We start from the raw sequence: 329 nt of genomic DNA on the forward strand, positions 1-329 counted from the left end.
TCAAGTTCGCCAGTTTCCAATGCACTTCCCGGGTTGAGCCCGGGGCTTTCACATCAGACTTAGCGAGCCGCCTGCACGCGCTTTACGCCCAATAATTCCGAACAACGCTTGCACCCTCCGTATTACCGCGGCTGCTGGCACGGAGTTAGCCGGTGCTTCCTCTGATGGTACCGTCATCACTCGCCAATATTTTCAGCGAACTAATTCTTTCCATCTGACAGAGCTTTACGACCCGAAGGCCTTCGTCACTCACGCGGCGTTGCTGCGTCAGGGTTTCCCCCATTGCGCAAGATTCCCCACTGCAGCCTCCCGTAGGCTGTCTCTTATAC

The 329-nt window shown here is 55.9% G+C and carries 1 rRNA gene; it reads right to left on the reverse strand.

The window, feature by feature from the left end:
- Nucleotides 1-329: ribosomal RNA gene (locus tag ACTHSL_RS13310) — 16S ribosomal RNA — on the reverse strand; the annotation flags it as partial.

The organism is Neisseria sp. P0008.S010 (genome assembly GCF_051962715.1).
Lineage (GTDB): Bacteria > Pseudomonadota > Gammaproteobacteria > Burkholderiales > Neisseriaceae > Neisseria > Neisseria elongata.